Source organism: Streptomyces showdoensis, from assembly GCF_039535475.1.
Taxonomy (GTDB): Bacteria; Actinomycetota; Actinomycetes; order Streptomycetales; family Streptomycetaceae; genus Streptomyces; species Streptomyces showdoensis.
On sequence record NZ_BAAAXG010000026.1, the window covers coordinates 653,313 to 676,571 of the forward strand.

General features: G+C 73.0%; 18 protein-coding genes. 13 read left to right on the top strand and 5 right to left on the bottom strand.

What is annotated here, in order from left to right; genetic code table 11:
- Positions 1-38: 38 nt before the first annotated feature.
- From ABD981_RS15505 to ABD981_RS15530, 6 genes are all read left to right on the top strand, one after another.
- Positions 39-476, top strand: coding sequence for a gamma-glutamylcyclotransferase family protein (locus ABD981_RS15505; RefSeq protein ID WP_046908459.1), 438 nt, complete (start codon positions 39-41; stop codon positions 474-476).
- 233 nt (positions 477-709) lie between these two features.
- Positions 710-1,513, top strand: a complete 804-nt coding sequence (locus ABD981_RS15510) for a purine-nucleoside phosphorylase (protein ID WP_046908460.1) — start codon at positions 710-712, stop codon at positions 1,511-1,513.
- Between the two features lie 87 nt (positions 1,514-1,600).
- Entirely contained in the window at positions 1,601-3,256 is a 1,656-nt protein-coding gene (locus tag ABD981_RS15515; protein WP_046908461.1) for a phospho-sugar mutase, read from the top strand.
- A 171-nt stretch (positions 3,257-3,427) separates the two neighbouring features.
- Positions 3,428-4,624 (top strand): membrane protein, encoded by a 1,197-nt coding sequence (locus ABD981_RS15520; protein WP_046908462.1) that lies wholly within the window; start codon positions 3,428-3,430, stop codon positions 4,622-4,624.
- A gap of 213 nt (positions 4,625-4,837) precedes the next feature.
- Positions 4,838-8,203: a FlgD immunoglobulin-like domain containing protein gene (locus ABD981_RS15525; RefSeq protein ID WP_123954570.1), complete on the top strand. Its 3,366-nt coding sequence runs from the start codon at positions 4,838-4,840 to the stop codon at positions 8,201-8,203.
- Positions 8,204-8,395: 192 nt separating this feature from the next.
- Entirely contained in the window at positions 8,396-11,773 is a 3,378-nt protein-coding gene (locus ABD981_RS15530; RefSeq protein WP_131723875.1) for a flagellar hook assembly protein FlgD, read from the top strand.
- 79 nt (positions 11,774-11,852) lie between these two features.
- Here ABD981_RS15530 and ABD981_RS15535 read toward each other — a convergent pair whose 3' ends face one another.
- From ABD981_RS15535 to ABD981_RS15545, 3 genes are all read right to left on the bottom strand, one after another.
- Positions 11,853-12,500 (bottom strand): PH domain-containing protein, encoded by a 648-nt coding sequence (locus tag ABD981_RS15535; protein WP_046908463.1) that lies wholly within the window; start codon positions 12,498-12,500, stop codon positions 11,853-11,855.
- A gap of 34 nt (positions 12,501-12,534) precedes the next feature.
- Entirely contained in the window at positions 12,535-13,161 is a 627-nt protein-coding gene (locus tag ABD981_RS15540; protein ID WP_046908464.1) for a class F sortase, read from the bottom strand.
- 103 nt (positions 13,162-13,264) lie between these two features.
- Positions 13,265-14,458, bottom strand: coding sequence for a hypothetical protein (locus ABD981_RS15545; protein WP_123954572.1), 1,194 nt, complete (start codon positions 14,456-14,458; stop codon positions 13,265-13,267).
- A 264-nt stretch (positions 14,459-14,722) separates the two neighbouring features.
- On the opposite strand from ABD981_RS15545, the gene deoC reads away from it, so the two are divergent.
- Genes deoC through ABD981_RS15560 form a run of 3 tightly spaced genes read left to right on the top strand, consistent with a single transcriptional unit; the run spans position 14,723 to position 18,007 of the window.
- On the top strand, positions 14,723-15,682 hold the full coding sequence (gene deoC / locus ABD981_RS15550; protein ID WP_046908523.1) for a deoxyribose-phosphate aldolase: 960 nt from the start codon (positions 14,723-14,725) through the stop codon (positions 15,680-15,682).
- A gap of 5 nt (positions 15,683-15,687) precedes the next feature.
- Complete coding sequence (locus ABD981_RS15555; RefSeq protein ID WP_046908465.1) at positions 15,688-17,124, top strand: aldehyde dehydrogenase family protein; 1,437 nt, start codon at positions 15,688-15,690, stop codon at positions 17,122-17,124.
- Positions 17,117-18,007 (top strand): aldehyde dehydrogenase family protein, encoded by an 891-nt coding sequence (locus ABD981_RS15560; RefSeq protein ID WP_046908466.1) that lies wholly within the window; start codon positions 17,117-17,119, stop codon positions 18,005-18,007. Before ABD981_RS15555 ends, ABD981_RS15560 begins: the two co-directional genes overlap by 8 nt.
- A gap of 97 nt (positions 18,008-18,104) precedes the next feature.
- Here the strand turns inward: ABD981_RS15560 and ABD981_RS15565 are convergent, their stop codons facing one another.
- A complete protein-coding gene (locus ABD981_RS15565) occupies positions 18,105-18,497 on the bottom strand; it encodes a hypothetical protein (protein ID WP_046908467.1) in 393 nt (130 codons plus the stop codon).
- 52 nt (positions 18,498-18,549) lie between these two features.
- On the opposite strand from ABD981_RS15565, the gene ABD981_RS15570 reads away from it, so the two are divergent.
- Positions 18,550-19,245: a uridine kinase gene (locus ABD981_RS15570; protein ID WP_123954573.1), complete on the top strand. Its 696-nt coding sequence runs from the start codon at positions 18,550-18,552 to the stop codon at positions 19,243-19,245.
- 148 nt (positions 19,246-19,393) lie between these two features.
- Here the strand turns inward: ABD981_RS15570 and ABD981_RS15575 are convergent, their stop codons facing one another.
- On the bottom strand, positions 19,394-20,116 hold the full coding sequence (locus ABD981_RS15575; protein WP_123954574.1) for a SigE family RNA polymerase sigma factor: 723 nt from the start codon (positions 20,114-20,116) through the stop codon (positions 19,394-19,396).
- 170 nt (positions 20,117-20,286) lie between these two features.
- Between ABD981_RS15575 and afsQ1 the strand changes: the two genes are divergently transcribed.
- From afsQ1 to ABD981_RS15590, 3 genes are read left to right on the top strand one after another with little or no spacing between them, the layout of a single operon-like run.
- Positions 20,287-20,964 (top strand): response regulator transcription factor, encoded by a 678-nt coding sequence (gene afsQ1 / locus ABD981_RS15580; protein ID WP_205628185.1) that lies wholly within the window; start codon positions 20,287-20,289, stop codon positions 20,962-20,964.
- Positions 20,961-22,532, top strand: a complete 1,572-nt coding sequence (locus ABD981_RS15585) for a sensor histidine kinase (RefSeq protein WP_046908471.1) — start codon at positions 20,961-20,963, stop codon at positions 22,530-22,532. Before afsQ1 ends, ABD981_RS15585 begins: the two co-directional genes overlap by 4 nt.
- Entirely contained in the window at positions 22,529-23,158 is a 630-nt protein-coding gene (locus ABD981_RS15590; RefSeq protein WP_046908472.1) for a lipoprotein, read from the top strand. Before ABD981_RS15585 ends, ABD981_RS15590 begins: the two co-directional genes overlap by 4 nt.
- Positions 23,159-23,259: the final 101 nt, after the last annotated feature.

Genomic DNA, 23,259 nt, shown 5'->3' on the forward strand with positions numbered 1-23,259 from the left:
TCGTCATCCACCCCGCCCCCTCCCGTACCCTCGATCCCATGTCGCTCTACGCCGCCTACGCCGGCAACCTCGACGCGCGGCTCATGACCCGCCGCGCACCGCACTCGCCGCTGCGCGGCACCGGCTGGCTGAACGGCTGGCGTCTGACCTTCGGCGGGGAGCAGATGGGCTGGGAGGGTGCGCTGGCCACGATCGTGGAGGCGCCGCGCTCCCAGGTCTTCGTCGCCCTGTACGACATCGCGCCCATGGACGAGGACTCGCTGGACCGCTGGGAGGGCGTCGGGCTCGACATCTACCGGCGGATGCGGGTGCGGGTGCACACCCTGGACGGCGAGGAGCCGGCCTGGGTGTACGTGCTCAACGCGTACGAGGGCGGGCTGCCCTCCGCCCGCTACCTGGGCGAGGTCGCGGACGCGGCGGAGTCGGCCGGAGCGCCGCACGACTACGTGATGGAGCTGCGCAAGCGCCCGTGCTGAGGCCGGGCGCCGGGGCCGGCCGGCCGGGACCTCGGTTCCGGCCTTCGCGGCGGCCGCCGTCGCGATGTCCGTCGCGATGTCCGTCGCGATCTTCGTCGGAAACGACAAGACAACGATCGCAGCTCCGTCCGCAACGTCATCTACGCGCGTAGGGATTCTCCGGCTAGGCTGCTGCGCGTATCAAATCCGTCCGGGGCTCCCCTCGGACCCCCCTCCCCGAGGCGAGAGAGTCAGTGAACGCAACTGCCACCCCGTACGAGGCCGCCGAGGCCGCTGCCACGCGCCTTCGCGAGCTGACCGGAGTCGAGAACCACGACGTCGCCCTGGTCATGGGCTCCGGCTGGGCACCGGCCGTCGACGCCCTGGGCGCCCCCGAGGCCGAGTTCCCGGTCACCGAGCTGCCCGGCTTCCCGCCGCCGGCCGTCGAGGGCCACGGCGGCAAGGTCCGCTCGTACAAGATCGGCGAGAAGCGCGCCCTGGTCTTCCTCGGCCGCACCCACTTCTACGAGGGCCGGGGCGTCGCCTCCGTCGCCCACGGTGTCCGCACCGCCGTCGCCGCCGGCTGCAAGACGGTCATCCTCACCAACGGCTGCGGCGGCCTGCGCGAGGGCATGCGCCCCGGCCAGCCGGTGCTGATCAGCGACCACCTGAACCTGACGGCCGCCTCCCCGATCGTCGGCGCCAACTTCGTCGACCTCACCGACCTGTACTCGCCGCGCCTGCGCGCGCTGTGCAAGGAGGTCGACGAGACGCTGGAGGAGGGCGTCTACGTCCAGTTCCCCGGCCCGCACTACGAGACCCCGGCCGAGATCAACATGGTCCGCGTCATGGGCGGCGACCTGGTCGGCATGTCCACCGTCCTGGAGGCCATCGCGGCCCGCGAGGCCGGCGCCGAGGTCCTGGGCATCTCCCTCGTCACCAACCTGGCCGCGGGCCTGTCGGGCGAGCCGCTGAACCACGAGGAGGTCCTCCAGGCGGGCCGCGACTCGGCCGCCCGCATGGGCGAGCTGCTCACGCGGGTCCTGGACCGGATCTGATTCCTCCCCCCGTTCGGGAAGGGGCGGCGCGGGGAAGGAAACCGCCCGCCCCTCCGCACCGCCGCACTCCCCGAAAGGCACACCACCGTGACGACGCAGGACGACCTCCTCGCCCGGGCCCAGGCGTGGCTCGCCGAGGACCCCGACCCGGAGACCCGCGAGGAACTCGGCGCGCTCCTGGACCGCGGTGCCGTCGACGAGCTCGCCGAGCGCTTCGCCGGCACGCTGCAGTTCGGCACCGCCGGCCTCCGCGGCGAGCTGGGCGCCGGCCCGATGCGGATGAACCGCGCCGTGGTCATCCGCGCCGCCGCCGGCCTCGCCGCGTACCTCAAGGCCAAGGGGCAGAGCGGCGGCCTGGTCGTCATCGGCTACGACGCCCGCTACAAGTCGGCCGACTTCGCCCGCGACACCGCCGCCGTGATGACCGGCGCCGGGCTGCGCGCCGCGCTCCTGCCGCGCCCGCTGCCGACGCCCGTCCTCGCGTACGCGATAAGGCATCTGGGCGCCGTCGCGGGTGTCGAGGTGACCGCGAGCCACAACCCGCCGCGCGACAACGGCTACAAGGTGTACCTGGGCGACGGCTCGCAGATCACGCCGCCCGCCGACGTGGAGATCGCCGCCGAGATCGACGCGGTGCGCGCGCTGGCCGACGTGCCCCGCCCGGAGGACGGCTGGGAGACCCTCGGCGACGAGGTCCTGGAGGCGTACCTGGCGCGAACCGACGCCGTGCTGACCCCCGGCTCCCCCCGCACCGTGCGGACCGTCTACACGGCCATGCACGGCGTCGGCAAGGACGTCCTGACGGCGGCCTTCGGCCGGCACGGCTTCCCGCCGCCGGCGCTGGTCGCCGAGCAGGCGGAGCCGGACCCGGCGTTCCCGACGGTCGCGTTCCCGAACCCGGAGGAGCCGGGTGCCATGGACCTCGCCTTCGAGGCGGCCCGGGCCGTGGACCCCGACATCGTGATCGCCAACGACCCGGACGCCGACCGCTGCGCGGTGGCCGTGCCGGACGCGTCCGTCGAGGGCGGCTGGCGGATGCTGCGCGGCGACGAGGTCGGCGCGCTGCTCGCGGCCCACCTGGTGCACAAGGGCGCCCGGGGCGTGTTCGCCGAGTCGATCGTGTCCTCCTCGCTGCTCGGCCGGATCGCCGAGGCGGCGGGCGTCGGCTACGAGGAGACGCTGACCGGCTTCAAGTGGATCGCCCGCGTCGAGGGCCTGCGGTACGGCTACGAGGAGGCGCTGGGCTACTGCGTCGACCCGGAGGGCGTGCGCGACAAGGACGGCATCACGGCGGCGCTGCTCGTCGCCGAGCTGGCCTCGGTGCTCAAGGAGCAGGACCGCACCCTGAGCGACCTGCTGGACGACCTCGCGGTGGCCCACGGGCTGCACGCCACGGACCAGCTGTCGGTGCGCGTGGAGGACCTGAGCGTCATCGCCGACGCCATGGCGGCGCTGCGCGCGAAGCCGCCGGTGCGCCTCGCGGGCCTGACGGTCGTCTCGGCCGAGGACCTGACGAAGGGCACGGAGTCGCTGCCGCCGACCGACGGCCTGCGCTACCACCTGGAGGGCGACTACAAGGCCCGGGTGATCGTCCGCCCGTCCGGCACCGAGCCGAAGATCAAGTGCTACCTGGAGGTCGTGGTCCCGGTCGCCGACGCGAGCGAGCTGGCGACGGCCCGCGCGACCGGCGCCGACGTGCTGGCCGCGATCAAGAAGGACCTGGCGGAGGCCGCCGGCCTGTAGCGGCGGCCATGGCCGAGGGAGGGCCCGTACGGAATCGTTTCCGTACGGGCCCTCCGGCGTTCCCCGGGGGCTCCCGACGACTCCCCTTCCGGGTGAACCGGGTACGGCAGGTGACCTAAGGCGCGCCCCGCGTCCGGGCGGCCGGGGCGGGGCCGGAGCAAGGGTGACCCGGTGTCCCCCGTGCCGTCCCAGCTGATCCCCCGCCGCACCGTCCCCGCCGCGCGCGGCCCCGCTCCCGCGCCGCCGGACCGGCGGCTGCTCCGCCTGCTGCGGCACGCGGCCCGGCGCGCGGCACCGGCGCTGCTCGGCTATCTGGCGGTACGGCTGCTCGGCCTGCTGGTGCTGGCCCGCTGGGCGCACCTCAAGGGCCACGGGGTGTGGCCGACGCTGGCGGCCTCCTGGGACTCCACCTGGTACCTGGGGATCGCCGACCACGGCTACGACGACGAGCTCGGCACCCGCACCAACCACAACAACCTGGCGTTCTTCCCGCTGTTCCCGCTGCTGGTCAAGGCCTTCGCGGCGGTCACCCCGGGCTCGCGGGCCTCCGTCGGCCTGGTGCTCGCGTGGGCGTGCTCGCTGGTCGCCGCCTGGGGGGTCTTCGCCGTCGGGGACCGGCTGCACGGGCGCCGCACGGGCGCGGTCCTGGCGGTGCTGTGGGGGGCGCTGCCGGTCGCGGTGGTGCAGTGGATGGGCTACACCGAATCGCTGTTCACGGCGCTCGCCGCGTGGGCGCTGTACGCGGTCCTGGGCGGCCGCTGGGCGTGGGCGGCGGGCCTCGCGGTGGCGGCGGGGCTGACCCGGCCGACCGGGGTGGCGGTCGCGGCGGCGGTGGCGGCCGGCGCGCTGCTCGCCGTCCGGCACGGCGAGCGCCGGGCCCTCGGGGCCGCCCTCGCGGCCCCGCTGGGGTGGCTCGGCTACGTCGGGTGGGTCGGGGTGCGGCTGGGCCGCTGGGACGGCTACTTCGCGGTGCAGCGGCTGTGGACCAACGAGTGGGACGGCGGCGCGGACACCCTGCGGCAGCTGCGCGGCCTGCTGGTCTACGCCCGCCATCCGCAGCTCTTCCTGGTGGTGGTCTCGCTGGTCCTGGTGGTGTCGGCGGGCCTGTTCCTGCTCTGTGTGGCGGACCGGCAGCCGCTGCCGCTGCTGGTGTTCACGGGGGTGCTGCTGCTGGTCGTCCTGGGGAGCGGCGGTGTCTACTTCCCGCGCGCCCGCTTCCTTCTGCCGGGCTTCCCGCTGCTCCTGCCGGTGGCCCTGGCGCTGGCCCGGGCGCGCCGCCCGGCGGCCGTCCTGGTGCTGGCCGGGGCGGCGCTGTCCTCGGCGTGGCTGGGGGGCTACATGCTGCTGGTGTGGCCGGGGCCGCCGTGAGAGACCCCTGTGGGCCCCTGCCGGTCCGCGGATGCCTCTGTCACAGAACTGTGACGAACAGGGACGAGCTTGTGACGATCGATTCGGGGTTCGAACAGAGGAGGAGGTTTTAACCTCGGGAGGTTGACACGTGAACCACTAGTGACTCTGAGGGGGGACACGTTGCGTGACACACGATCGGGCGGGACTCTGAAGGCCGCCCGCGGCAGACGCATGACCGCGACCGCGGTCGCCATGACGGCGGCCCTCGCCTCGCTCGCACCGCTCGCCGGGGGGACGGCGGTCGCGGCGGAGGCACCCACGGCACAGGCACAGGCCCAGGCACCGCTGACGATCGCGCCCGAGCACTTCCCGAGTCCGGGCAAGCTGCAATTCGCCGGGGCGACCGGCTTCCTGCACGAGGACTCCCGCGGCTTCTCCTGGGTGCCGTACGCGGGCGGGAAGACCACCCGGTTCGCCCCCGACCGCTCGTACGCGCTGTACGGCGGCGGCGGTGACGTCATCGCGCGCCAGTACCACGGCAGGGTCGTCCTCCAGGACGGGCCCACCGGCCCCGAGCGGACGGTGACGATCCCGCAGCGGCAGTACTTCGCGAGCGTCCAGGGCGGCAAGGTCATCACCAACGGCGAGGACAAGGTCGTCCACATCCTGTCGGTCGAGAACGGCGTCCAGAAGGACGTGAAGGTGCTCTCCCCGGCCGGATCGGCCTGGATCTCCACGATTTCACGGCACTCCGGCCGGCAGGGCGACGGGCAGGGCTTCTTCGTCGCCTACTCGCTGAACGGCAAGACGCTCCTCGGCTGGGTCGCCTTCGCCGATCCGGTCGTCAAGCCCACCGCGATCCCGTTCGACATCGCCGACTACGCCCCCGACGTCTCCGGGACCCGCGCCTTCAGCTGGGACCGGAGGACCAAGCAGCTCAAGGTCTGGGACCTGACCGGCGACCTCACCCGGCCCACGGCGGAGATCCCGGTGTCCGAGGGGCACCCGGTGGCGCTGGTGGGCCAGGACGTCCTGGTGGTGACGAAGGTCGGGCAGGGCGACGTCCCGTACGTGCTGTACCCGCTGGCGGGCGGGGCGCCCCGGCCGGCCTTCGACGCGGCCGACGTCGTCCCCACCGCCGACGGCGGCGTCCTCGCCACGGCCACGGGCGCGGACGGGCAGCCCGCCGTCCACAAGGTCACCGTCCCCGGGCCCGGCTCGGCGCCGGTCCTCACCAAGCTCTACGACACCCCGGACACGGTCGCCCAGACCCGGCGGCTCGCCGTCGCCCAGGGCGAGCTGCACGCGGCGGAGCACCAGGGCCTGGACGACATGTACGGCCGGGTGACCAGCCGGAAGGTCACCGTCGCCGGCGAGCTCTCCGCGGGCCCGAAGACCGACCGGGGGTACGAGCACGAGACCGCCATCCCCGGCAGCTGCCTCCCGGGGTGCGTGCCCGTGAAGCCCACCGGCGACGGGCGGCTGGTCTTCCAGGCGTACCCGGGCAGCCTGTACGTGGTCAACCCGGGCGGCGGCCTGGACGACCGCAACTGGACCGGTGCCGAGCCCGAGAAGTACGGCGAGGACTTCCTGCTCTCGGGCCGCTACGTGTCGTACATCGCGCGCGTCAGCTCGGGCCGGGCCGTCACCCGCGAGGTCCTCGACCTCGACAGCCGCACGGTCGTGTTCCGCCGCGACCTCGGCGCCCGGCAGACCTCGCTCGACGGCGGCACCCTGTGGACCGAATCCACCGCCACCGGCACCGTCGACGCGGTCGACGTCCGCACGGGCACGACGAGGCGCACGGTGAAGCTGGCCGGCTGCGACCTCACCGGGCTCCAGGTCGTGGGCTCCTTCGCGTACTGGAAGTGCACGTCGAGCACGGGCGTGAAGAACCTCGACACCCTCGCGAACGTCTCCCTGCCCGCGCACACCAACGCGCTGCTCGGCGACGGCTACCTCGCCCACGAGAAGGGCGGCACGGTCTCCGTCACCCCGCTGCGCGGCGGCGGCGCGACCCGTGCGGTGGGGCCCGTGGCCGACTCCCGGCCGGACTACGGCTGGACGGTCGACCGCTTCGGCGGCCACGTGAGCCTCGTGGACGCGGACCAGAACATCCACGTCGTGCCCACCGGTGTCCCCGCCTCGCCGCTGCGTCTCCTCGACGCCGAGGAAAAGAAGATCCTCGACCGCAAGGCGGCGAAGCCGGCGTGGGCCGCGAAGTGGTGGCTGAACAAGCCCGCCGCCTCCTGGCGGATGGACGTCCGCGACAGCGCGGGCACCGTCGTGCGCACCCTTGAGGGCGGCGAGGCCCGCGGCCTGGTGAAGCCCGACTGGGACGGGAAGGACGCGGCCGGGAACGCACTGCCGGACGGGCTGTACGACTGGACCCTGACGGCCGCCCCGGCGGACGGCGTGGGCCCCGCGCTCACCCGGACCGGCGACGTGGCGCTGGTGCGCGGGCAGTCCACGCTGGCCACCGGGCGGTACGAGCCGGTGACGCCGACGCGCGTGATGGACACTCGCTCCGGCGTCGGTGTCGCCAAGGCGAAGATCGGCGCCGGCAAGACGGTCACCCTGACGGTCGCGGGCCGGGGCGGGGTGCCCGCGAAGGGCGTCTCGGCCGTGGTCCTGAACGTGACGGCGACCCATGCGACGGCGTCGACGTTCGTGTCGGCGTACCCGTACGGGACGACCCGCACCAGCGCGTCGAACCTCAACGTGGTCGCCGGCCGGACCGTCCCGAACCTCGTCGTGGTCCCGGTCAGGGACGGCAAGGTCACCTTCTACAACCGCAACGGCAGCGTCGACCTCATCGCCGACGTCGCCGGGTACTACTCGCTGTCGGGCAAGGGCTCGCTGTACGAGCCGGTGACGCCGAACCGGCTGATGGACACGCGCTCCGGCATCGGCGTGCCGAAGGCCAAGCTCGGCGCCGACAGGACGGTCTCCCTGACGGTCGCGGGCCAGGGCGGCGTCCCCGCCACGGGCGTCACGGCCGTCGTCCTCAACGTCACGGCCACGAACCCGACGGCGTCGACGTTCGTCTCGGCCTACCCGTACGGGACGACCCGCACCAGCGCGTCGAACCTCAACGTGGTCGCGGGCCAGACGGTCCCGAACCTCGTCGTGGTCCCGGTCAGGGACGGCAAGGTCACCTTCTACAACCGCAACGGCAGCGTCGACCTCATCGCCGACGTCGCCGGGTACTACACCAGCGGCACCACGGGCTCCCTCTACGAGCCGGTGACCCCGGCCCGCCTGATGGACACCCGTAACGGCACCGGCGTCACCAAGGCGAAGGTCGGCGCGGGCCAGACGGTCACCCTGACCGTCGCGGACAGGGGCGGCGTCCCGGCCGAGGGCGTCACCGCCGTGGTCCTCAACGTGACCGCGACGAACCCGACGGCGGCGACCTTCGTCTCCGTCTACCCGTACGGCACCACCCGCACCAGCGCCTCCAACCTCAACGTCGTCGCGGGCCAGACGATCCCCAACCTGGTCGTCGTCCCCGTCAAGGACGGCAAGGTCACCTTCTACAACCGCAACGGCAGCGTCGACCTCATCGCCGACGTCGCCGGGTACTACGGCCCCTGACCGACGGGGCCGCGGGAGAACCCCGAGGGCCGGTCGCTCGCCACACGGCGCGCGACCGGCCCTCGGTCGTTCGAACCTGAACCACTGTTACTGTCGGGGCAGTTGCGGCAGGTGGGGGTGCGGACCGGGGGGGTCCACCAGCGGAACGCCACCACCTCCCACACACGTACTCATACGGGGAGGGACCCTTCTTTGCGACAGATACGAACGCGCCGCCGTGCGCGTCTGACGGCGGCCGCCGTCGCGCTCACGGCGGCGCTGGCCACGGTGTCGCCACTCGGCGCGGGCACGGCGGTCGCGGCACCGTCGGCCCCGGCGGAACTGGTGATCCCGTCCGAGCGCAACGCGACACCGGACGCCGGACGTCTGCAACTGGCCGGTGCCACCGGCTTCCTCAGGGGTGACGGCGGGACGGGGCTCAAGTGGGTCCCGTACAACGGCGGAACGGTCGGCTCGTACAAGATCTCCGACGGGGAGCGGCTCTTCGGCACCGGACGCGACCTGATCGCCCGGCTGAGCGCCGCGCGGGACAGGGTCGACTTCACCGACCCCTACGGCGGGACCACGGCGACCGTCGCCATCCCCGCGGGCCACAGGTTCGCGGCGGTCTCGGGGACCGAGGTCATCACCGAGGAGTACGAGGACGGCGCGGTCGTCGCCGTACACGCCCTGACCGTCGTGGACGGGGTGGCCAAGGACCGTACGGTCTGGGGATTCCGGCCCGGCACCACCGACATCTCGGTGGCGGGCGGGGACAACCCGAAGGGCTTCTTCGTCTCCTACACGCTCGACGGACAGAAGCGGACGGCCTGGGTGCGGACCGCGTCGCTCGGCATGTGGGCGCCGGAGAACGCGCGGAGCGTGAGCGCGGCGGGCGACTACCTCTTCGTCGTCACCCAGGAGCAGCGGCTCCAGATCTGGAGCGCCGACCTCTTCGGGGGCCAGACCCCCTTCCACGAGATGGACTGGCCTGAGGGCCTGGAGCCGGTCGGCATGGTCGGCAGCAACGTGATCACCCGTTCGGCCGACGGGCCCGACGGGGCCACGCTGACGGCGTACCACGTCAGCGGAGGGCTGGGACGCGTCGTCCTCTCCCAGGTGCGCGGTGACCTCCGGCTCACCCCGGACGGGCGCCTGCTGGCCGTCAAGTTCGGCGCCGAGAACATCCGCACCGTCCAGGCACTGCGGAACGACATCAACGGCGGCGCGCTCCGCGTCGACACGGTCCACCAGATCCCGCTCGTCCCCACCGCCCGCCAGCGCATCGCGGTCGCCCAGGGCGAGGTGAGCACCGTGGACCGGATCCCGTGGGAGGCACCCCGCCTGCGGAGCACCCGGCTCACCCTCGGCGACCCGGTCCTGGCCGACCAGGCGCAGGACCGGGGCACCGGCCCCGACTTCGGACGCCAGTGCGCGGACGAGCCCGACTGCCCCGTGCTCGTGCCGACGGGCGACGGACGGGTCGTCTACCGGAACTCCCGCCAGGCCCTGGTCCTCCTCGACGCCGGCAAGCAGCTGCCCGGCACCACCGTCGTCGACGGGGGCGTCGTCGGCGACGTCGAGGCCTCGGGCCGGTACGTCTCCTTCCGCTCCCTCGACGGCACGCAGAAGGTCCTGGACCTCGACGCCCGCACGGTCGTCTTCGACCGCGGCGGCCTCGCCGGACGGGCGACCGCGCTGGACGGCGGCACCCTCTGGTCGGAGAGCACGACCGCCGGCACCGTCGACGCCCTCGACGTCCGCACCGGCGCGGTCCTGCGCTCGGAGAAGGTCGCCGACTGCTCCCTGACGGACCTTCAGGTACGGGGCGGCTCCGCGTACTGGAAGTGCGACACCGCCTCCGGCGTCACCGACCTGAACACGAAGACCACCCGCACCCTGCCCGGCCATGACGCCGCGCTCCTCGGGGACGGCTACGTGGCCCACGCCGCCAAGGACGGCACCCTGTCGCTGACCCCGCTCCGGGGCGGCGACACGGCGACCCGGACCGTCGGCCGGCCGGCCGACATCCGGCCCGGCTTCGGCTGGGCGGTGGACCGCTTCGGCGGCCATCTGGCCTGGGTCGACGAGCTCCAGCGCACCCACGTGACGCCGAGCGGCGTCTCGACGGCGGACTTCTCCGTCCTCGACTCCGAGCGGCCCACCGCCCTCCTGGACCGCAAGGCGGCCACGCCTCAGAAGTGGTCGGGGAAGTGGTGGTTCTCCAACCCGCTGCGCCGCTGGAGCATCACGTTCGTGAGCGACTCGGGCGCCCACCAGCGCACCCTGCAGGGGTGGAGCCAGGTCCGGGGCGCGCTCGAGGTGAACTGGGACGGCACGGACTCGGCCGGGCAGCCGATGGCCGACGGCCTGTACCGCTGGACCCTGACCGCCGAGCCCGAGGTCGAGTTCGGCATGGCGACTTACACGTACGGGGAGGTGGCGCTGACCCGCCTGACCTCGCTCGCCTCGGGCCGCTACCAGCCCGTGGCTCCGGCCCGGGTGATGGACACCCGCTCCGGCATCGGCGTGCCCAAGGCGAAGGTCGGCCCGGGCGGGACGGTCACGCTCCAGGTCGCCGGACGCGGCGGGGTCCCCGAGTCGAGCGCCGTCTCGGCCGTGGTCCTGAACGTCACCGCGACGAACCCGACGGCGGCGACCTTCGTCTCCGTCTACCCGTACGGCACCACCCGCACCAGCGCCTCCAACCTCAACGTGGTCGCGGGGCAGACCGTCCCGAACCTCGTCGTCGTCCCCGTCAAGGACGGCAAGGTCACCTTCTACAACCGCGGCGGCAGCATCGACCTCCTCGCCGACGTCGCCGGGTACTACTGGCCGGCGTCGACGGGCTCGCTGTACGAGCCGGTGACGCCGACGCGTCTCATGGACACCCGCTCCGGCACCGGCGTCCCCAAGGCCAGGCTCGGCGCCGACCAGACCGTCTCGCTGACGGTCGCGGGCAAGGGCGGGGTCCCGGCCACGGGCGTCACCGCCGTCGTCCTCAACGTCACCGCGACGAACCCGACGGCGACGACGTTCGTCTCCGTCTACCCGTACGGCACCACCCGCACCAGCGCCTCCAACCTCAACGTGGTCGCCGGACAGACCGTCCCGAACCTCGTCGTCGTCCCCGTCAAGGACGGCAAGGTCACCTTCTACAACCGCGGCGGCTCGCTCGACCTGCTCGCGGACGTCGCCGGGTACTTCACCGACGGGAGCTCCGGTTCGCTGTACGAGCCGGTGACGCCCACCCGCCTGATGGACACCCGCTCCGGCACCGGCGTCCCCAAGGCCAAGCTCGGCGCCGACCAGACCGTCTCGCTGACGGTCGCGGGCAAGGGCGGGGTCCCGGCCACGGGCGTCACCGCCGTCGTCCTCAACGTCACCGCCACGAACCCCACGACGGCGACGTTCGTCTCCGTCTACCCGTACGGCACCACCCGCACCAGCGCCTCCAACCTCAACGTGGTCGCCGGACAGACCGTCCCGAACCTCGTCGTCGTCCCCGTCAAGGACGGCAAGGTCACCTTCTACAACCGCGGCGGCAGCATCGACCTCCTCGCCGACGTCGCCGGGTACTACAGCCCCTGAGCCACGCACGGGGTAAAGCCCGAGGGCCGGGTGCGCACCGCGTGGTGCGCGCCCGGCCCTCGGCCGTTCAGGGGTCGGCTCAGCCGGTCACGGAGAGCACGACGAGCAGCACGAGGCCGGCCGCGGCGGGCGCGAGGATCTCGTACGCCCAGCGGATCTGCGGCGCGCCCTGTGCCTCGGGGCGCCCGCCGAGGCGCTCGGCCAGCTCGCGCAGGTCGGCGACGGTCTGGTCGGTGGGGGCGACCCGGGCCTTGGTGTCGGTGACGTCGGCGGTGACCGAGGAGCGGCCGTGCGGGTCGTCCTGGGAGGCGCGGGCGGCGTTGCGGGCCGCGCGCTTGCGCTGGCGCAGCGAGACGGGGATCGCCCACAGCTGGTACTTGTCGCCGTCCTGGGTGAAGACCTCGCTGGAGTAGCCGGCCCGCAGGTCGGCGACCGAACCCCAGGGCAGCACGATGGTGCGGAAGGGGTTGCGGATCCGCAGCCGCTCGTCGTTGGCGAAGACCGCCGGCCGGATCGTGAAGGCGACGATCAGCGGGACCACGAGGACCAGCCCGGCGAGCGTGATCCACGGGACCCGGCCCTCGCCCCGGAACAGCGAGTCGCCGCCGAGGAGCGCGGCGAGGACGAGCAGGATGACCCCGCCCGCGATGCCCAGGGAGGACCGGAAGACGCGGTCGGCGTGGGCGGGCTCGGAGGGCTGCTGGGAGGGCGGCTCGGGGGTCGTCATGGGGCCGATTCTGCCTCAGCGCTCCCCGTTCGGCTCACGCGGCTCGGGTGAGCAGATCGGCGTACACGACGATGTTGTCGGGGCGGTGGCCGTCGACCAGCTCGCCGCCGCAGGTGATCAGCCGCAGTTCGGGCCGCCGGGTGTCCCCGTACACCTTCCGGGTCGGGAAGGCCTTCTTGTCGACCTGCTCCAGCTCGCGCACCCGGAAGACGGCGTCGGTGCCGTCGGCGCGGGTGACGGTGATGCGGTCGCCGACGCGGATCCTCGCCACGTCCTTGAGCACGGCGGGGCCCTCGGCGGTGTCGTAGTGGCCGATGAGGACGGCGGGGCCGGTCTCACCGGGCGTCACGCCCTTGTCGTACCAGCCGATCCGGCCGGCCTGGGCGACCGAGGGCACCTGGACGGTGCCGTCCGGGTTGAGGCCGAGGTCCAGCAGCGGCCGGGCGTCGACGCCGGCGGAGGGCACCCGCACGCGGACCGGCTTCGAGCGCGGCATCGGCGCGGTGGCGAGCTGCGCGGCCGGAGCGGGGGCCGCGGTCGCCGTGACCCGCGGGGCCGGGACGCCGGGCCCCTTCGGCGCCTCGGCGGCGGGCGCCGCGCAGCCCGCGAGCGCGACGGCGGCCACGGCGAGGGTGAGCAGGAGGGGGCGGCGGCGGTTCATGGGCGTGCTCCGGGACAGGGGTCCGGCGGGCCGCCGAGGAGGAGGGGCGGCCCGCCGTAGGGGTGTGGGTGTGACGTGTGGGGTGTGAGGTGCGCGGAGGGCGTCAGCCGCGGGCGGCGGCGCGACGGCGCAGGGTGGCGAGGCCGAGCCCGGCGACGACCAGGGCGGCGCCGGCGCCGGCGGCCGTCAGCGCGGTGTCGTTGCCCTGCTCGACGGTGCCGGTCTCGGCCCCGGCGGCGACCCCGCCCTTGGGCACGACGGTGGTCTGGCCGCCCTGGGTGCCGGTTCCGGTGCCCGTGCCGGTGGCGGGCGCGGGGGTGGCCGTGGAGGCGGGCTTCCTGCCGCAGTCCTTCGGCAGCTTCGGGAAGTCGTTCCACTGGTACGGCGCGGTGTCGCCGCCGTTGGTGTGCTGTCCGAAGCGAGCGGTGGAGGTGCGCGGCCGGTCGATCTTCATGCCGAGCCCGGTCGGGCCGGGGTGGGCGCGGTCGACCGACTGGAGGACCTTGCCCTTCGCGTCCTTGAGGACGGCCTTCGGGCCCTTCTCCAGGTCGTTGGTGAGAACGACGGTCCAGCCGCCGCCGTAGCCCGACTCGATGACCTCGGTGACGGTGCACGGGCCGAGGGAGGTCGGGCCGCTGAGGACCTTCGCCGGGGGCGCGGGCTTCGGGGCCGGGGTCGGGGTCGGGGTCGGCTTGGGCGTGACGATGCCGGGGCCCAGGTACTCGGGGGTGGCCTGCTTCGCCCCGCCCGCGATGTAGGCGGAGAGACCGCCGTCGGCCTCCATGACGACCACGGCGCTCTTGGCCATGTAGAAGACCCTGCGGATCTCGCCCGGCGTCACGTACGTGTAGCCGAGCCCCTTGCCGCGGTCGATCAGCTGGATGCCCGTCCTCGTGTCCTGCCGGTCCAGCTGCACAAGCGTGCCGTCGGCGAGGCGGTAGGTGCCGGAGCGGGTGGGCTGGGCGTAGTTGCCCTGCCACGAGAAGATGCGGCCGTCCTCGGTGAGGACCATGAACCGCCCGTTGTCATTGCCCGCCGCGGGCCGCCCGTTGGCCTCGATCGCGCCGATCGACTCGCCGCGCACGAAGCCCTCGGCGCGGAACCACGCCTTGCCCAGCTTGTAGACCTTCACGACGGTGCCGTCGGCGAGGGTCTCGGTCCTGACGAGCGTGCCGGTGCTCTCCGCGGTGGCCGCCGGCCCGTCCGCCGCGAAGGCGGTTGCGGTGGCGACGACCGGCGTGAGTGCCAGGCCCGTGAGGAGGGCGGTGGCGACGGCGGTGCGGAGGGCGGTGCGCATCACGACTCCCGTGAAGTCAGAAAGGTCGGGTGTGGAAGAGCCGCATGCCGCTGACGTCTCGTTCGGTGGAGGCCGGTGAGTTCTGGCTGGCTGCGGAGGAAACGTTATGGATCTTGGGTTCTGGACGCGTCCGCTCCGTGTCACGGGCATGTGACAGAGCTCACCGGCCCCGCCTCCTCCCGCACCCACCTGCGCTTTCGCACGCTCGTCCGAGCGGCCCCCTGTACAGGCCGCTACGCGCGTAGATATGCTCGACTGGTGACCATGCCCACCACTGCAACCGCAGCACACGCTTTCGCCGACGTGACCGCGTCCGACAGCACGCTGCGCCGCTTCCTCCACGGGCTGCCCGGCGTCGACGCCGTCGGCCTGGAGGCGCGCGCCGCGTCCCTCGGTACCCGCTCGATCAAGACCACGGCCAAGGCATACGCCATCGACCTGGCCATCTCCATGATCGACCTGACGACGCTCGAAGGCGCGGACACCCCGGGCAAGGTCCGGGCGCTCGCCGCCAAGGCCGTCAACCCCGATCCGACCGACCGCACCACGCCGACCACCGCGGCCGTCTGCGTCTACCCCGACATGGTGGCCACCGCCAAGGCCGCCGTGAAGGGCTCCGACGTCAAGGTCGCCTCGGTCGCCACCGCCTTCCCGGCCGGGCGCGCCGCGCTGCCGGTGAAGCTGGCCGACACCGCCGACGCGATCGCCGCCGGCGCCGACGAGATCGACATGGTCATCGACCGTGGCGCCTTCCTCGCCGGCCGCTACCTGGAGGTGTTCGAGCAGATCGCCGCCGTCAAGGCCGAGTGCGGCGACCGCGCGCGCCTCAAGGTGATCTTCGAGACGGGCGAGCTGTCCACGTACGACAACATCCGCCGCGCCTCCTGGCTCGGCATGATGGCCGGCGCGGACTTCATCAAGACCTCGACCGGCAAGGTCGCGGTCAACGCCACCCCCGCCAACACCCTCCTGATGCTGGAGGCCGTGCGCGACTTCCGCGCCCAGACCGGCGTCCAGATCGGCGTGAAGCCCGCGGGCGGCATCCGCAACACCAAGGAAGCCGTCAAGTTCCTGGTCCTGGTCAACGAGACCGTCGGCGAGGACTGGCTGGATAACCACTGGTTCCGCTTCGGTGCCTCCAGCCTGCTCAACGACCTGCTGATGCAGCGTCAGAAGCTGGCGACCGGCCGTTACTCCGGCCCCGATTACGTGACGGTGGACTGATCAACATGGCATCTGCATTCGAGTACGCGCCGGCGCCCGAGTCCCGGTCCGTCGTCGACATCGCGCCCTCCTACGGGCTGTTCATCGACGGCGAGTTCGTCGACGCGGCCGACGGCAAGGTCTTCAAGACCGTCTCCCCGTCCACCGAGGAGGTCCTGTCCGAGATCGCCCAGGCGGGCGCCGAGGACGTGGACCGCGCGGTCAAGGCCGCCCGGAAGGCCTTCGAGAAGTGGTCGGCGCTGCCCGGCTCCGAGCGCGCCAAGTACCTCTTCCGGATCGCCCGGATCATCCAGGAGCGCAGCCGCGAGCTGGCCGTCCTGGAGACCCTGGACAACGGCAAGCCGATCAAGGAGACCCGCGACGCGGACCTCCCGCTGGTCGCCGCGCACTTCTTCTACTACGCGGGCTGGGCCGACAAGCTGGACCACGCGGGCTACGGCGCGGACCCGCGCCCGCTGGGCGTGGCCGGCCAGGTCATCCCGTGGAACTTCCCGCTGCTCATGCTGGCGTGGAAGATCGCCCCGGCCCTCGCGACCGGCAACACGGTCGTCCTGAAGCCGGCCGAGACGACCCCGCTCTCCGCGCTGTTCTTCGCGGACATCTGCCGCCAGGCCGGCCTGCCCAAGGGCGTCGTCAACATCCTTCCCGGTTACGGCGACACGGGCGCGGCCCTGGTCGAGCACCCGGACGTGAACAAGGTCGCCTTCACCGGCTCGACCGCGGTCGGCCGGGCCATCGCCAAGTCGGTGGCCGGCACCGACAAGAAGCTCACCCTGGAGCTGGGCGGCAAGGGCGCCAACATCGTCTTCGACGACGCCCCGATCGACCAGGCCGTCGAGGGCATCGTCAACGGCATCTTCTTCAACCAGGGCCAGGTCTGCTGCGCGGGCTCCCGCCTGCTGGTCCAGGAGTCGATCCACGACGAGCTGCTGGACTCCCTCAAGCGCCGCCTCGGCACCCTGCGGCTGGGCGACCCGCTCGACAAGAACACCGACATCGGCGCGATCAACTCCGAGGAGCAGCTGGCCCGGATCACCTCGCTCGTCGAGCAGGGCGTGGCGGAGGGCGCCGAGCGCTGGTCGGCCGCCTGCGAGATCCCCTCGGCCGGCTACTGGTTCGCCCCGACGCTCTTCACCGGCGTCACCCAGGCGCACACCGTGGCCCGCGACGAGATCTTCGGCCCGGTCCTGTCGGTGCTCACCTTCCGTACGCCCGACGAGGCCGTCGCCAAGGCCAACAACAGCCAGTACGGCCTGTCGGCGGGCATCTGGACGGAGAAGGGCTCGCGGATCCTCGCCGTCGCCAACAAGCTCCGGGCCGGGGTCGTCTGGGCCAACACGTTCAACAAGTTCGACCCGACCTCGCCCTTCGGCGGCTACAAGGAGTCGGGCTTCGGCCGCGAGGGCGGCCGCCACGGTCTGGAGGCCTACCTCGATGTCTGACGCGACCCGTCTTGGCGTCTTCAAGACCTACAAGCTGTACGTGGGCGGGAAGTTCCCGCGTTCCGAGAGCGGCCGGGTGTACGAGGTGACCGACTCCAAGGGCAACTGGCTGGCCAACGCGCCCCTCTCGTCCCGCAAGGACGCCCGTGACGCGGTCGTCGCCGCGCGCAAGGCCTTCGGCGGCTGGGCGGGCGCGACCGCCTACAACCGCGGTCAGATCCTCTACCGCGTCGCCGAGATGCTGGAGGGCCGCCGCGACCAGTTCGTGCGCGAGGTCGGCGAGGCCGAGGGCCTGTCCAAGTCGAAGGCCGCCGCCGTCGTGGACGCCGCCGTCGACCGCTGGGTCTGGTACGCGGGCTGGACCGACAAGATCGCCCAGGTCGTCGGCGGGGCCAACCCGGTGGCGGGCCCGTACTTCAACCTGTCGACCCCGGAGCCCACCGGTGTCGTCACCGTGATCGCCCCGCAGGACTCGTCCTTCCTGGGCCTGGTCTCGGTGATCGCCCCGGTCATCGCGACCGGCAACACGGCGGTCGTCGTCACCAGCGAGAAGGCCCCGCTCCCGGCGCTGTCCCTGGGCGAGGTGCTGGCCACCTCCGACCTGCCCGGCGGCGTGGTCAACCTGCTCTCCGGCAAGGCCTCCGAGATGGGCCCGCACCTGGCGGCCCACCAGGACGTCAACGCGATCGACCTGACCGGCGCGGACGCCGACCTGGCGCGCGAGCTGGAGATCGCGGCGGCGGACAACCTGAAGCGCGTCCTGCGCCCGCGCGCCGAGGACTTCACCGCGTCCCCGGGCACGGACCGCATGACCGCGTTCCTGGAGACGAAGACCGTCTGGCACCCCACGGGTTCGCTGGGCGCGAGCGGCTCCGCCTACTAGGTCCGTCACGGCGACGGCCCCCGGGAGCTCCCGGGGGCCGTCGCCGTACCCGCACCCCCGCACGGCCCCCGAGGCCGCGCCGGGCTGACGGGGGTCGTTACGGGAGCAGCCCCTGGGTCAGCGGCCCCGCGACGGGCAGGTCGGCCAGCGCCCCGCCCTTGGTGACGTGGTCGGTGAGCAGGTTGGTGCCGACCGGCTTGAAGTCGGCGACCTGGGTGCCGAGCCCGTTGTCGAGCGGGTCGACGCCGGTGTTGGCCAGCGGGTCGAGCTGGAGCCGGGTCAGCGGCGCCACCCCGTGCCCGAGGCCCTCCAGGGCCGCGGCGCCGTCCACCTGGGTGAGCGAGTCGGTCGGCATCGGCAGCCCCACGCCGTCGGCGGCCTGCGCCGCGCCTCCCACGCCGAACACGGCCGCGCCGGCCGCCGTGACCGTGAGACCGGCCTTCAGCAGGGCGCTGCGACGGGGGTTCCTGGATTCTGCGTGACGCGCCATGGAGATCCTTCCGAGGAGTGAGCGGGCGGGTACGGACAGTAGTGGAGGTGTGATGCTCGATACCAACGGGCCGCCTCGGTGGTCCCCTTTACGGGGTAATGGTTCACACTGGTGTCCCGTGAGTTCCCAACCGATCCCGACCCGGGTCGTCCTGCTCTCGGGCCCCTCAGGCTCCGGCAAGTCGTCCCTCGCCGCCGTCACCGGACTGCCGGTGCTGCGCCTCGACGACTTCTACAAGGAGGCCGACGACCCTTCGCTGCCGCTGGTCGAGGGCAGCGCGGACATCGACTGGGACTCCCCGGTCTCCTGGGACGGGGACGCGGCCGTCGCCGCGATCGTCGAACTGTGCCGCAGCGGCCGGACCGCCGTGCCCGTGTACGACATCGCCACCAGCTCGCGCGTGGACCACGAGACCCTCGACATCGAGCGGACCCCGCTGTTCGTGGCAGAGGGCATCTTCGCCGCCGACATCGTGGAGCGCTGCCGTGAGCTCGGCGTCCTCGCCGACGCGCTCTGCCTGCGCGGCCGCCCGTCCACGACCTTCCGCCGCCGGCTGGCCCGCGATCTGAAGGAGGGCCGCAAGTCGGTCCCCTTCCTGCTCCGCCGGGGCTGGCGCCTGATGCGCGCCGAACGCTCGATCGTCGCCCGCCAGACCGCCCTGGGCGCCCACCCCTGCGGCAAGGACGAGGCCCTGGGCCGCCTCGCCGCCGCCGCGGCCGGCCGCTGCCGCACCCCCGCGACCCGCTGACCCCCACGGGCGTCCGCACACGCGTCGAGGGCCGGACAGGATCCCCCGATCCCCGTCCGGCCCTCGACGTGTTTCCCCCGTGGTCCCCCGTACCCCCGTACGGTCCCCCGTCGCTTCCCCCGTATCCCCCGTATCCCCCGTACCGCCCTCAGGCGACAAGCTCGCCGAAGGACTCCTCCTCGTCACGGCCGAAGCTCAGCACCTCGTCCTCGCGGAGCCTCCGCAGGGAGCGCCAGATGCTCGACTTCACCGTGCCGACACTGATGTCCAGGATCTCCGCGATCTCCGGATCCGTACGGCCCTCGTAGTAGCGCAGCACCAGCATCGTGCGCTGGAGCTCGGGCAGCCGGGCCAGGGCCTGCCACAGGACCGCGCGCAGCTCGGTGCCCCGCATCGCGTCCGTCTCGCCCACCGTCTCCGGCAGCTCCTCGGTCGGGTACTCGTTGAGCTTGCGCCGGCGCCAGGCACTGATGTGCAGGTTGGTCATGGTGCGCCGCAGGTAGCCGCCGACCGCGGCCTTGTCGCTGATCCGGTCCCAGGCCCGGTAGGTCGAGAACAGCGCGCTCTGCAGCAGGTCCTCGGCCTCGAACCGGTCACCGGTCAGGTGGTAGGCGGTGGCGTACAGGGAGGCCCGGCGCTCCTGGACGTAGGCCGTGAACTCGGCCTCCGAACACCCGGAGCGCTCCCCCGTGACCTCCCCGTACACCGCTGCCCCGTCAGCCACGGCGACCATGTACGGCGCCTTGTGCTGACGCCCGACGCTGCGAACGCACCCCCGTCCGTTCACCGCGCCGGACTTCTCCGTGCTCCGCGTGACGTCGTGGAGACGCGTGACAACTGCGCTTGAGGTGGTGCTGTGCAGTGCGTTCATTCCGCGCCCCCCGTCGGTTGGAGTCCGTAGGTCCTTGATGTCGAAAAGCCTGCCCGGCCGACTTCATGGCGGTGTCCGCCGACTGTCACAGGCGTGTCACAGGCGGGGGGTCGCACGGCGTCCCGACCGGACGGTCGAACTCCGACGGCCGGATGGGACAGAATGAGGCCGTGCCTTTCCTGTTGCTGATCGAGGACGACGACGCCATCCGCACGGCCCTCGAACTCTCCCTGTCCCGCCAGGGCCACCGTGTGGCCACCGCGGCGACGGGAGAGGACGGCCTGAAGCTGCTCAAGGAGCAGCGGCCCGACCTGGTCGTGCTGGACGTGATGCTGCCCGGCATCGACGGTTTCGAGGTCTGCCGCCGGATCCGGCGTACGGACCAGCTGCCGATCATCCTGCTCACGGCCCGCAGCGACGACATCGACGTGGTCGTGGGCCTGGAGTCCGGAGCCGACGACTACGTGGTCAAGCCCGTCCAGGGCCGGGTGCTCGACGCCCGGATCCGGGCCGTGCTGCGCCGCGGCGAGCGGGAGTCGACCGACTCGGCCAGCTTCGGCTCGCTGGTCATCGACCGTTCCGCGATGACCGTCACGAAGAACGGCGAGGACCTCCAGCTCACGCCGACCGAACTGCGGCTGCTCCTGGAGCTGAGCCGGCGGCCCGGCCAGGCCCTGTCGCGCCAGCAGTTGCTGCGGCTCGTCTGGGAGCACGACTACCTGGGCGACTCCCGCCTGGTGGACGCCTGCGTGCAGCGGCTGCGGGCCAAGGTCGAGGACGTGCCGTCCTCGCCGACCCTGATCCGCACCGTGCGCGGCGTCGGCTACCGGCTGGACGTCCCTGCGTGAGCAAGGGGATCATCGCGGGGCTCCGGCTCACCAGCCTGCGGCTCCGCCTAGTCGTCGTGTTCGCCCTCGTCGCGCTCACCGCTGCCGCCGCCGCCTCCGGCATCGCGTACTGGCTGAACCGCGAGGCGGTGCTCACCCGTACCCAGAACGGGGCGCTGAACGACTTCCGGCAGGAGATGCAGAACCGGGCGGCGTCGCTGCCGCCGCGGCCCACCGAGGAGGAGCTGCGCCGCACCGCCGAGCAGATGGCGAGCGGCAGCGCCGGCTACAGCGTGCTGCTCATCGGCGAGCGCGACGCGGGCAAGCCGATCGTCGGCGCCTCCGACCCGGACGCGTTCACGCTCGCGGACGTGCCGCGCTCGCTGCAGACCGCGGTGGAGACCGAGCGGCCGGTGACGGACGCCAACCCCTTCCCGTACCACCTGTTCTGGCAGCGGACCCAGCGCGGTTCGACGCCGTACCTGGTCGGCGGGACGAAGATCGACGGCGGCGGGCCGACCGGCTACATGTTCAAGTCGCTCGCCGCGGAGAAGGCCGACCTCAACTCCCTGTCCTGGTCCCTCGGGATCGCCACCGGGCTCGCGGTGATCGGCTCGGTGCTGCTCGCGCAGGTCGCCTCGTCGACCGTGCTGCGCCCGGTGCAGCGGCTCGGCGAGGCCGCCCGGCAGCTCGGCGAGGGCAAGCTGGACACCCGCCTGCAGGTCTCCGGCACCGACGAACTGGCCGATCTCTCCCGTACGTTCAACAGCGCCGCCGAATCGCTGCAGAAGCGGGTCGCGGACATGAGCGCCCGGGACGAGGCGAGCCGTCGCTTCGTCGCCGACATGTCCCACGAGCTGCGCACCCCGCTGACCGCGCTGACCGCCGTCACGGAGGTCCTGGAGGACGAGCAGGACTCGCTCGACCCGATGATCGCCCCGGCGGTCGCGCTGGTGGTGAGCGAGACCCGGCGGCTCAACGACCTGGTGGAGAACCTGATGGAGGTGACCCGCTTCGACGCGGGCACCGCCCGGCTGGTCCTCGACGACGTCGACATCGCCGACCAGATCACCGCGTGCATCGACGCGCGCGCCTGGCTGGACGCGGTGGACCTGGACGCCGAACGCGGGATCGTGGCGCGCCTCGATCCGCGCCGGCTGGACGTGATCCTGGCGAACCTGATCGGCAACGCGCTCAAGCACGGCGGTTCGCCGGTGCGGGTCTCGGTGCGGACCGAGCCCGCCGAGCCCGCCGAGGACGGCGAGGAGGGCGCCGGCCTCGGGGAGGACCTGGTGATCGCCGTGCGCGACCACGGGCCCGGCATCCCCGAGGAGGTCCTGCCGCACGTGTTCGACCGCTTCTACAAGGCGAGCGCCTCCCGGCCGCGGTCCGACGGCAGCGGCCTCGGACTGTCGATCGCGATGGAGAACGCGGTGATCCACGGCGGTTCGATCACCGCCGCCAATTCGACGGACGAGCAGGGCCGGGTGGACGGCGCGGTGTTCGTGCTGCGGTTCCCCAGGGACGCCTCCGGGATCGCGCGCGAGCTGCAGACCCGCAGCAGCCAGGGCGAGGTGGAGGAGAGTTGAGACGTCGCCGTACGGGTGCGCTGCTCGTGACGGGCGTGGCCCTGGCCGCCGGCCTGGTCTCCGGCTGCGGGATCAGGACGACCTCGGTACCGGTGGACGCGGGCGCCGCGCCCACCCGGGTGCCCTGCAACGTGACCGGGTCCTCCGAGCCCGCGGCGCAGGGCGTCCAGCTGCGCGTGTACCTGCTGTGCGGGGCGCAGCTGGAGCGGGTGGACCGCCGCTCGCCGCTGCCGGAGGAGAAGGCCGTCGGCGATCCCGTGCGCACGGCCTCGGCGCTGCTCGCGCAGCTGGAGGGCGAGCCGTCGGAGGAGGAGCGGCAGGCGGGGTTCGCCACGGCCGTGAAGGGGCCGCTGGCGGTGACCGCCGGCCACCGGGGCGACCCGAAGGACACGCTGCGGCTGAGCCGTCAGCCGGAGGACCTGCCGCCGACCGCGCTCGCGCAGGTGGTCTGCACGTTCGCGGAGAGCGCGGCGGGCGCGGGCGACGACACGGTGGTGCTCGGCGGCCCGGGCGCGTACGAACCCCGGCGCTACCGGTGCACGCAGGAGCTGAAGGAGCGCCCGGACTCGACGGTGCCGACGGTGCCGGTGGCCTCGGCCCCGGTCTCGGCGCCGCCGGCCCCCTGAACCGGCTTCCTCATGCCGTCCCGGCGCGCCCCTGACCTCGGTCTCCGGGGCGGCGGAACCGATTCCGGCGGGGCGCGCGTCTTGGGGGTCGTGCAGCGTCA